The following is a 10,953-nucleotide window of genomic DNA, read 5'->3' on the forward strand; positions in this document are numbered from 1 at the left end:
CCGCTGTTTTCTAAAATAGGGAGTTAATCTTCATCTCTGTCAATAGCGTCCTCTTCCGTTGGCTGGCAGCAAGCAGTCTTGCCGTCACCGCCACAGTCAGAAGTGCTATAAGTTTTAACGTTCAGACCCTCTTCAGTTTCGTCAATGTCTATCGTAAGATGACCCTGACCGCCCATCATAAGTCTGTCAATGACGTCAACAAGCTCGTTTACCTGAGCCTCGTCCTCGTCCTTTTTAACATTAAACCCCATCTTCGTTAAGCTCCTTAGCTATGCTTTCAATATCAAGGTCGCCCATGAATACCTTGTCGTCCTTGCCAAGAGCGTCAGGAATGATAGAGAATGTGTTTGAGATACCGTCCTGAGCGTGTCTGAATGGCAGCTTAGCAACTGAAGAAAGTGATGCAGATGCGCCGTGAGTATCTCTGCCGTGCATTGGGTTAGCACCAGGAGCAAGAGGCACACCGATCTTTCTTCCGTCAGGTGTAGAACCAGTCTTCTTACCATAAACAACGTTAGATGTGATAGTAAGGATAGACATTGTAGGAACACCATCTCTGTATGTGTGATGCTTTCTGATCTTATCCATAAATGTTCTAACGAGGTCAACTGCGATCTTGTCAACTCTCTCGTCATTGTTGCCATACTTAGGGAAATCGCCCTCAACTTCGTAGTCAGTTACGATTCCGTCCTCATCTCTGATGCACTTTACCTTAGCGTACTTGATAGCAGAAAGTGAGTCTGCAACAACTGACAGACCTGCGATACCTGTAGCGAAGTATCTCTTAACATCTCTGTCATGAAGAGCCATCTGAACTCTCTCATAAGAATACTTATCGTGCATATAGTGGATAACGTTCAGTGTATTTACATACAGACCAGCCAGCCACTCCATCATATCGTCATACTTAGCCATTACATCATCATAATCGAGGTAATCGCCTGTAACCGGACGATACTTAGGACCTACCTGTATCTTTAGTCTTTCGTCAACACCGCCGTTGATAGCATAAAGCAAGCACTTAGCAAGGTTAGCTCTTGCACCGAAGAACTGCATCTCCTTACCGATCCTCATTGAAGATACACAGCAAGCGATAGCGTAGTCGTCACCGTGTGTAACTCTCATAAGGTCGTCGTTCTCGTACTGGATAGCTGAAGTCTTGATAGAAGTCTTAGCACAGAACTTCTTGAAGTTTGCAGGAAGCTTTGTGCTCCACAGAACTGTCATGTTCGGCTCTGGTGCAGGACCAAGGTTCTCAAGTGTGTGGAGATATCTGAATGAAGTCTTTGTTACCATTGGAACACCGTCGATAGAAACGCCGCCGATAGACTCTGTTACCCAAGTTGGGTCGCCTGAGAACAGTGAGTTATACTCAGGTGTCTAGCGAACTTAACAAGTCTGAGCTTCATGATGAAGTGGTCAACAAGCTCCTGAGCCTCCTGCTCTGTGAGGATACCTCTGTCCATATCTCTCTTGATGTAGATATCGATAAATGTAGAAGTTCTGCCAAGTGACATTGCAGCACCGTTCTGCTCCTTAACAGCAGCAAGGTAGCCGAAGTACAGCCACTGGATAGCTTCCTTAGCGTTCTTAGCAGGACGTGAGATATCGTAGCCGTAGATCTCGCCAAGCTTCTTGAGTTCGCCAAGGGCTCTGATCTGCTCAGAAAGCTCTTCTCTGAGTCTGATGTTCTTAGAAGTCATTCTTACCAGTGAAGTAGCAAGCTGATCCTTCTTGTCCTCAACAAGATAGTCTATACCATAAAGAGCAACTCTTCTGTAGTCGCCTATGATCCTTCCTCTGCCGTAAGCGTCTGGAAGACCTGTGATGATAGCAGCGTGTCTGGCAAGCTTCATCTCAGGTGTGTAAGCGTCAAAAACACCCTGATTGTGAGTTTTTCTATATTCAGTAAAGATCTTTACAACTTCAGGATCAACTGTGTAGCCGTTCTGCTCGCAAGCATTCATAGCCATTCTGATACCGCCGAAAGGCTGAAGAGAACGCTTGAAAGGCTTGTCAGTCTGGAAACCAACGATCTTCTCAAGATCCTTGTTAAGGTAACCAGGGCCGTGTGAGGTGATAGTAGAAACGATCTTAGTGTCCATATCGAGAACACCGCCGGCTTCTCTCTCCTTCTTTGAAAGCTCCATTACCTGTTCCCAGAGCTTAGTAGTTGCTTCTGTAGGGCCTGTAAGGAAGCTGTCGTCACCGTCATATGGTGTGAAGTTCTTCTGGATAAAATCACGAAGATTGATAGAAGTGTTTGACCATCTGCCGGGCTTAAAGCCTTCCCATTCGTCATAAAACTGTCTTTCCATTTTATACTCTCCTGACATAAGATTTCGGGCAGCACATATTACCTCAATATTCAGTATTGCGTACCTATTAATAATACTACCGCTCGTATGTTAAAATAATAACATACTTCAAAATCAAAGTCAAGTCACATTCAGAAATATTACTCTTACGCCATACTTCTTTCATATGTTAGAATCGGTTACCCAATTCACGGAAAATTATTTGAATAAAAAAAGTGATCGACTACAAAAAGCTCAAACATTTTTTTGCAACAAAAGCGGTGCAGAGCATTCCGCTCCGACACCGCTTTGTAATTGATTTTTTGCAATTCTTCTGTTGCTTTTCTGCACCGCTTAGCAGGCTTGCACCTATAGAGGCTCTGCCTCAAGCTCCGACAGGGCTTTGCCCTGTACCTTTTGCTATCTTCGCTCGTGGGTGCTTTTACTTTGTGTTGGTAATTTGCTCGGTATGGCGCTGCCATTCCTCACTCCTCACTCCTCACTTAAAAACTACGCTCTCTCGACTTTGAGCAGATTTGTCGTACCGCTCATTCCAAGCGGTACTCCTGCTGTAATAACAACAAGGTCGCCCTTCTTCAGATAGCCAAGCTCCACAGAACGCTCCAGAGCGTGTCTGATGAGTTCGTCAGTGTTTGTTTTCTCTTCGATAACGCCTGCTCTGATACCCCATGAAAGGCTGAGCTGATGATATGTTGTATCGTCAGTTGTAAGTGCGATTATAGGACAGTTCGGACGGAATTTTGAAAGCGTTCTTGCTGTTGTTCCGCCCTTTGTTACTGTCAGGATCGCTACAGCATTAAGGTCATGGGCAGTTGTAACAGTAGCGTGTGAGATAGCGTCAGTGATAGATGAATTTCTCTCGTCTGCTCTTTTCTTGAAACGTGAGATATAGTCGATATCCTTTTCGGTCGTTTCTGCGATAAGGCTCATGGTCTTGACAGCCTCAACAGGATATTTACCTGCGGCAGTTTCCCCTGAAAGCATTATAGCAGACGAGCCGTCATAAATAGCGTTTGCAACGTCGGTTATCTCGGCTCTTGTAGGACGTGCATTTGTTATCATAGACTCCAGCATCTGAGTAGCTGTGATAACGTTCTTGCCTGCGTTGTAGGCTTTTCTGATAAGCTCTTTCTGGATAGCAGGTATCTGCTCGAAAGGTATCTCAACGCCCATATCTCCTCTTGCTACCATTATTCCGTCAGCAGCGTCAAGGATCTCGTCAATATTGGCAACACCCTGAGCGTTTTCTATCTTAGCGATAATTCTAGGATTGAACCAGCCAAGGCTCTGAGTAAATTTTCTAAGATAAATAACGTCAGCGCCTGTTCTTACGAATGAAGCTGCGATATAGTCAAATCCCATTTTTGCGCCAAATTCAAGGTCAGCCATATCAGCGTCAGAAATGTAAGGCATAGAAAGGTTCACATCAGGTACGTTGATACCCTTGTGGTCGGAAACAACGCCGCCGTGGATAACTTCGCAAACGATGTCAGTGTTGTCAACTCTCAGTGCTTTCAGCTCGATATTTCCGTCATTGATAAGTATTCTAGTGCCTACAGAAACGTCCTTTGGAAGCTGTGGGAATGTGATAGAGCAGATAGTTTCGTCGCCCTCCACTTCTCTTGTGGTAAGTGTGAATGTATCGCCGTCCTTGATAGTAACAGGCTTGTGATCCTTAAAGTTTTTAAGTCTTACCTCAGGTCCTTTTGTATCAAGAAGAGTTGCAATATTAACGCCAAGTTCTTCCCTTAGCTTGCATACAGTTTCAAAACGAGCCTTATGAACACTGTGGTCAGAGTGTGAGAAATTGAATCTCGCAACGTCCATGCCGTTTTTCATAAGCTCACGCATAATGTTTTCGTCATCTGTGGAAGGTCCGATAGTGCATACGATCTTAGTTTTTTTCATTTTTACTCTCCTAACATACATTACTATTTCAACGCATTAGCGTTTTAATCCAAAAAATAAATCTTTTTAATTTATTATAACCGATTTTAACTTAATCGTCAATAGCGCAATGTATAATTTGTGTAAAATTGAAAGACAAAATCATACATTTGTTTTAAAACAAAAAACGGACGGTCTAAATAACCGCCCGTTCAACATCTTATCTTCCGAAGCAATCCTCGCAAAGCTCACGAAGATCCTTTGCCGCCTTTTCAATATCAGGCTGAGAAACCACCGCAGAAACTACCGCAGCGCCGTCAATACCCATACCCTTAAAGTTCGGCACAGTTTTTTGATTAACTCCGCCTATTATTACGATAGGGATATCCACAGCCGCTCTTATTTCTGCAAGCTGTTCCTTTGTGACAGCTCTTGCGTCTGTCTTGGTGTTGGTGGCATACATTGCGCCAACGCCAAGGTAATCTGCACCGTCTGCCTGTGCTTTTTTAGCTTCTTCAAGAGTTGCCGCAGAAATACCTATTATCTTGTCCTCACCGAGGATTTTTCTTGCAACTGCACATGGCATATCGCTCTGTCCCAGATGAACGCCTGCACAATCAACAGCCTGTGCAATATCAAGTCTGTCGTTGATGATAAGCGGCACATTGTATTTGTCCGTTATCTTTTTTACTCTGACTGCAAGCTCATAGAATTCTCTTGAAGTGCAGTCCTTTTCTCTTAGCTGAATAACTGTACAACCGCCTTTTACGCCCTCCTCTACAGACTGCTCAATAGTTTCGCAGGACATAAGCCCACGGTCTGTACAGAGATAAAGCGTGTAGTCAATTTTCAATTTGTCCATTTTTTTACCCTCTTATCTTTTATCATAAAATAACTTCCATACCTGTCTTGTATGGCTTCAGGCCTGCCTTTTCGTAAAATTTTCTTGCCGACGGATTACACTCCCACACGTTGAGAGTAACATTATAACAGCCCTGCTCCTTAGCGAATTTCTTCACCGCCTCGTAAAGTACCGAGCCGATATGCTGACCTCTGCAATTTTCATCAACACACAGATCGTCGATATACAAAGTCTTTATATCCGTGAGAACATTGTCGCCCTTATGATCCTGAAACACACAAAAAGCGTAGCCCTTCATCTCATCATTTTCATCAACTGCGGCAAATATAGGCTTAGTTTTATCCTTGAGCATATCTTTAAGCTCGTTATCAGTATACTTTTTCGCACCCTCTTTAAAAAGGTCAGGTCTGCCCTGCTGATGAACTCTCTCTACCTGATAGAGCAAGCTGTTCATTTGCGGTATATCCTTTTCACAAGCAAATCTTACGGTCATTTTTCATTCTCCTTTGTATGAAAAAGTATAATATGCAGTGCAAACGGACGAACACTGTTCGCCCCTGCAAGCAACATCACCACATAAAATTTAGTGGCATCACATTGATATGATACCACTAGATCTGAAATATTGCAATACTAAACTTCTTCTATCCTAGCCTTAGCCGCAAATACCTGACTATTCATTTTGCTGATTGCGTCAATGATAGAAATATGGAAGCTTCCAGAGCCTATCTCTCCAGCATTTTCATATGCGAACTCGCCTGCTATGCCCATGCTTGCAATGCCTGTTACAGCGGCGGTATACATATCGTCGCAAGCACCTGCGAATGAGCCTACAAGTCCTGTTGTCATACAGCCTGTGCCTGTTACCTTTGAAAGATATGGGTGACCGTTTGATATCCTTGCGACTCTTTTTCCGTCTGTTATTGTATCCACCGCACCTGTGATAGCTGCAACGCAGTTATACTTTGCGGCTGTTTTTTTCGCAACGGAAACAGGGTCGTTTTTCTCGTCAGCTTCCGAGGTGTCAACACCCTTTGTGGAAACTTCTAGTCCTGCAAGATATGACATTTCAGAAAGATTTCCTCTAAGTATGCTTATCTTCACATTTTCAAGTATACGCTTTGCAGTTTCATTTCTGAAATTTGATGCGCCTGCTCCAACCGGGTCAAAAACCACAGGAACGCCAAGCTCGTTGGCTTTCTTTCCAGCAGCTACCATTGACTCGACCGTTCTTGCATTGAGAGTACCCATGTTTATAACGAGAGCCTTTGAGATAGAAGTTATATCGGCTGCTTCTGCGATATCGTCTGCCATGATAGGTGAAGCGCCAATGGCGAGAATGCAGTTTGCAACGTCATTTACAGTAACATAATTTGTGATACAATGCACCAAAGGGCATATATTTCTTACCTTGTCTGCTGCTTTCGCACAGCTTTCAATTATAGTGCCCATTATGCTCTTACCTCCTTTGAGAAGCCAAGGAAATTATCAAATACTTTTGCCTTTTTAAGAGCTGTAACGATAACGATAGCAAGAACTGTACCGCCTGCACAGCTTACAAAGAAAGGCAGGATATAAACTGTTATTGCTGCGGCTGGTGCGCCAACGAGAAATCTGGCAACAGGATATGCAAGAAGTCCACCGAGGACTGATGTACCGAAAAGCTCGCCGACATAAGCGGCAGGGAGCTTCTTTATGTACTTATAGAGCATACCTGCAACGAATGCGCCAACCATTGAACCCGGGAACGCAAGGAGAGAGCCAAGTCCCAGAAGATTTCTGAGAAGTGCGGCTGTGAAGCCAACGCCCACTGCCCATGCAGGTCCAAGGAAAACTGCACCGATTATGTTTACAAGGTGCTGAACAGGTGCGCACTTTGAAGCGCCGATAGGGAACGAAACAAGCGAGCCTACCACTGCAAGGGCTACCAATACTGCTGCGAATACCAATTTGTGAATGTTTGTCTTTTTCATTTTTATTCCTCCATATCGTATCGCACCGCCGAACGAAAAAGAGCAAGATATCCAGCGGCGCACAGACCGTGGCTATGCTATCCGCTCACGATCTGACGTTAATTATTTTCGGTCGGTGCTCCATTGCACCCTCTCACCCCGAAACACGGGTTCCCTCGCTGAATACTTTTTATGAAAAAGTTCGCAAGACGCTCCTCTTGCACATTACATTCTTTTTATATCTGCTCTCATGTAATTGTCCGATTTTTCGTACAATTGTCGAGCTGACATTCAATTTTTATATCATGCGGGCGAACGCTGTTCGCCCCTGCATCGAGTTTTCTACTTCTCTGAGCAGAATTTAACCTCTTTGCCCTCGAGTATCATGTTTGTTGTTCTAACGGCACACATCTTGCCGCACATTGAGCAGGTATGTCTGTCGGCAGGTGGGGTCTGCTCAAAGAATCTTCTTGCCTTTTCACCGTCAAGTGCTATCTCGAACATTTCGTCCCAATCCATTTTGTGACGTGCCGCTGCCATTTTATCGTCCATATCTCTTGCACCCTTTACGCCCTTTGCGATATCTGCGGCATGGGCTGCTATCTTGCTGGCGATTATGCCCTCCTTAACGTCGTCAACGTCAGGAAGTCTGAGATGCTCGGCAGGAGTAACATAGCAAAGGAAGTCTGCTCCGCTTGCTGCGGCGATAGCTCCGCCGATAGCTGATGTGATATGGTCATAGCCAGGGGCGATATCTGTTACCAAAGGTCCAAGTACATAGAAAGGTGCACCGTGGCATATCTTCTTTTCCATTATCATATTTGCGGCGATCTCGTTCATTGCCATATGGCCAGGACCCTCTACCATTACCTGAACGTCCTTTTCCCACGCTCTCTTTGTGAGGTTGCCAAGCTCGATAAGCTCGGAGATCTGAGCGGCGTCGGAAGCGTCTGCAAGACATCCCGGACGGAGTGCGTCGCCAAGTGAGATAGTAACGTCATACTCTCTGAGTATTTCAAGCACCTCGTCATAATACTCGAAGAATGGGTTCTCGTTGCCTGTCATCATCATCCATGCGAAGAGCAGTGAACCGCCACGGGAAACGATATTCATTTTTCTTCCTTCACGTCTGAAAGCTTCGATTGCACGTCTGTTGATACCTGCGTGGATAGTCATAAAGTCAACGCCCTCTTCTGCATGGGCTTTTACTACCTTAAGAAAGTCCTGAGCGGATATCTCAAGGAGGTCTTTATCGAGGTAGCCGATAGCGTCATACATAGGAACAGTGCCTATCATGGCAGGCGACTTTGCTACTAGCTCTTTTCTGAAAGTATTGGTCTTGCCGTAGTTTGACAGATCCATGATAGCTTCAGCGCCGAACTTGATAGCCATATCCACTTTCTGCATCTCAATGTCATAATTCTTAGCGTCACCTGAGATACCGAGATTTACGTTTATCTTAGTTTTAAGGCCTTTGCCGATACCCTCGGCAGAGAGAGCAGTATGGTTTACGTTGGCAGGGATCGCCACCTGACCTGCTGCAACAAGAGCCATAAGCTCGTTTACGTCCATATTTTCTTTCTTAGCCACTGTTTCCATTTCAGGGGTAACGATACCCTTTTTAGCGGCTTCCATTTGAGTTTTATAATTTCTCATAGAACAGTTCCTTTCAAATCGTAATAGTCATAAAAGTGATTAACGGGGCTATGTCCTTTGCCCACTGTGAATGATTTTTCTATTGCCTCGGTGATATAGTTTTTCGCCTTTGTTACAGCGGAGAGCATATCCATACCGTGGGCAAGGTTTGCAGTTATGGCAGATGACAGAGTACAGCCAGTGCCATGGGTATTAAGCGAATCAACACGCTTGCAGGCAAGCTTATGAACACCCTCTGGGGTACAGAGATAATCCACAGCGTCGCCGGTGAGATGACCGCCTTTGACGAGGACGTTTTTTACGCCCATATCCATTATTATCCTTGCGGCTTTTTCCATATGGTTTTCATTCTTTATCTCCAAGCCTGAGATAGCTTCGGCTTCGGGGATATTCGGTGTAAGGAGCGTAACTATAGGAAAGAGCTTTTCCCTCATGGTGGAAACAGTTCCGCCCTCAGAGAGAGCGTCTCCGCTTGTAGCGACCATGACGGGATCGCAGACGATAATACTTGGTTTATACTCATTAAGCTTATCCGCAACTGCTGAAATAATTTCGGCAGTTGGGAGCATACCGAGTTTTACGGCATCGACGTGGATATCCTCAAACACAGCGTCTATCTGTTTTTGTATCTCCTCAACGGGTACGTTGAAAACAGACAGCACACGGGTAGTATTTTCAGCGACGACAGAGGTAATAACGCTCATGCCGAAAGTTTCATTAGCGCTGAAGGCTTTAAGGTCGCTTGTATACCTGCGCCACCGGAGCAATCCGAGCCTGCCACTGACAAACATTTTAACATACTTTATTCCTTTCTTATGGAAAAGGGGAAACAAAAAAACCTCCTGACCATGCAGGAGGTAAATTTACACAAAACTTGCTTCCTACACTGGTATTGACCAACAGGTTCAAAGGGTCAGGTTTTACCTTCTCAACCCAGCTTTTTGCTTGGGTCCCCCTGCAAACTTTATTCGATTTTTCGCAGTTTTTCTGCTTTTTTATTATAACACTGGTCAGCGAGATTGTCAAGGAAAAATTGTGCAGATATCGCAAGTATTATCGAGCAAACAAAATCGGGCTGTCGAGGGCGCCAGCCCCTACAGTTATTCGACAGTTTGTTATGCCGCAAGATCGCTTTGCTTTACAGTATTCTCCTGATAGTGTTTATCTTACCGCAATACTTGATATTTGCAAGAGGCTGTATTCTGATCCCATAATATGTACTCATGGCATGGACTATTTTTCCGCCGCCTATATACATTGCTACATGGCCATAGTTATTACAGATTATCAGGTCGCCTGCTTCTATATTCTTCAAAGACACTGCTTTTCCCATTTTTGCCTGCGAATATACGCTGTTATACATATTCACACCGGCTTTTCTATAGGCTTGCATTGTCAATCCACAGCAGTCCGTTGCCTTATACTTTGTTCCGCCCCAGACATATCTTCCACCGTTCATGCTTGCGGCATAATCAACGGCTGTTTTTATTCTTGCTTTTCTCTCAGGTGTACGCTTCACACCTTTTCCTACCTTGACGTACTTACCCTTATAATCACCTTCATTAATAAGGACATAATTTGCTCCGCCGATATTCTTGTTCTTACCTGCCACACGCTTATTTTTATCGGTAGTGAGAGTACCCGACACAGCCACAGAGACTTTTGTTTTTGAAGATTTCTTGAACCTACCGTTTTTAAAGCTATAAAGCTGAACGTTTTTATCTATATGATAGTATGTTTTTGCTGCTGTCTTTACGTTGAGGACCGATGACTCTGACTTGGCACTGCCGTTTACCGCTTTGACAGTGACTTTATATTTTGTGGAAGCTTTAAGATAAAGCTTGCCATCATCGGTTATATTTATATAGTTATCCTTTTTAAGTGCCTGCCATGTATATTTTCTTACATAGCGTCCGTTTACATAGACCTCAAATGTAGTCTTTGATGAAAAGCTGGTGAGATTTTTTATTCCTGCTTCTATTTTGTTTGAATACGCTTGTCTTTTTATCAAAACAGGTTTTGTCATCGAGTCAGCGGCAGAAGCTGTTATAACATTCACATAAGTCTTATCGGATCCCTGCGGTGCAAATGCCACAAAGCTTATCATTATAACTGATGAAATTATCACTGCTGTTATTTTTCTTATTATGTTGATAACGGATCAATCCTTTCCATTTTTTTGCATTTATGAACTTATACGATTTCATTTATACTATTATACACCGTAAATTATTACAACCTGTAATAATTAAGTTCTATTTTGTAAACCTTTATGGCA

9 protein-coding genes, 2 pseudogenes and 1 riboswitch are annotated in these 10,953 nt (G+C 43.9%); all 11 genes and pseudogenes read right to left on the reverse strand.

Annotated elements, in window-relative coordinates; translation table 11 throughout:
• Positions 1–23: 23 nt before the first annotated feature.
• The 11 genes and pseudogenes from DW793_RS10465 to DW793_RS10515 all read right to left on the reverse strand — a co-directional run bounded on the left by DW793_RS10465 (position 24) and on the right by DW793_RS10515 (position 10,803).
• On the reverse strand, positions 24–251 hold the full coding sequence (locus tag DW793_RS10465; protein WP_118158011.1) for a hypothetical protein: 228 nt from the start codon (positions 249–251) through the stop codon (positions 24–26).
• On the reverse strand, positions 241–588 hold the full coding sequence (locus DW793_RS15970; protein ID WP_390624678.1) for a glycine radical domain-containing protein: 348 nt from the start codon (positions 586–588) through the stop codon (positions 241–243). Before DW793_RS15970 ends, DW793_RS10465 begins: the two co-directional genes overlap by 11 nt.
• Positions 562–2,336 (reverse strand): annotated as a pseudogene (locus DW793_RS10470) (pyruvate formate lyase family protein); the annotation flags it as partial. The gene DW793_RS15970 and the pseudogene DW793_RS10470, both read right to left, overlap by 27 nt.
• 471 nt (positions 2,337–2,807) lie before the next feature.
• Positions 2,808–4,226 (reverse strand): pyruvate kinase, encoded by a 1,419-nt coding sequence (gene pyk, locus DW793_RS10480; protein ID WP_046439974.1) that lies wholly within the window; start codon positions 4,224–4,226, stop codon positions 2,808–2,810.
• Between the two features lie 199 nt (positions 4,227–4,425).
• Positions 4,426–5,067 carry a thiamine phosphate synthase gene (gene thiE, locus DW793_RS10485; protein ID WP_118158015.1) on the reverse strand — a complete coding sequence of 214 codons (642 nt, stop codon included), beginning with the start codon at positions 5,065–5,067 and terminating at the stop codon, positions 4,426–4,428.
• A 22-nt stretch (positions 5,068–5,089) separates the two neighbouring features.
• Positions 5,090–5,560, reverse strand: coding sequence for a GNAT family N-acetyltransferase (locus DW793_RS10490; protein ID WP_118158017.1), 471 nt, complete (start codon positions 5,558–5,560; stop codon positions 5,090–5,092).
• A gap of 140 nt (positions 5,561–5,700) precedes the next feature.
• The gene (thiM, locus tag DW793_RS10495; RefSeq protein WP_118158019.1) at positions 5,701–6,519 is read right to left on the reverse strand and encodes a hydroxyethylthiazole kinase; all 819 of its coding nucleotides are present in this window, start codon (positions 6,517–6,519) and stop codon (positions 5,701–5,703) included.
• Complete coding sequence (gene thiW, locus DW793_RS10500) at positions 6,519–7,040, reverse strand: energy coupling factor transporter S component ThiW (RefSeq protein WP_046439968.1); 522 nt, start codon at positions 7,038–7,040, stop codon at positions 6,519–6,521. The genes thiM and thiW overlap by 1 nt, the downstream gene beginning before the upstream one ends.
• 321 nt (positions 7,041–7,361) lie before the next feature.
• The gene (gene thiC, locus DW793_RS10505; protein ID WP_118123527.1) at positions 7,362–8,675 is read right to left on the reverse strand and encodes a phosphomethylpyrimidine synthase ThiC; all 1,314 of its coding nucleotides are present in this window, start codon (positions 8,673–8,675) and stop codon (positions 7,362–7,364) included.
• Positions 8,672–9,474 (reverse strand): annotated as a pseudogene (thiD, locus tag DW793_RS10510) (bifunctional hydroxymethylpyrimidine kinase/phosphomethylpyrimidine kinase). Before thiD ends, thiC begins: the two are co-directional and overlap by 4 nt.
• Before the next feature lie 62 nt (positions 9,475–9,536).
• A riboswitch (TPP riboswitch) is annotated at positions 9,537–9,642 on the reverse strand.
• Positions 9,643–9,813: 171 nt separating this feature from the next.
• On the reverse strand, positions 9,814–10,803 hold the full coding sequence (locus tag DW793_RS10515) for a C40 family peptidase (protein ID WP_118158021.1): 990 nt from the start codon (positions 10,801–10,803) through the stop codon (positions 9,814–9,816).
• Positions 10,804–10,953: the final 150 nt, after the last annotated feature.

Source organism: Ruminococcus sp. AM31-15AC, from assembly GCF_003462045.1.
GTDB classification, from domain to species: Bacteria; Bacillota; Clostridia; order Oscillospirales; family Ruminococcaceae; genus Hominimerdicola; species Hominimerdicola aceti.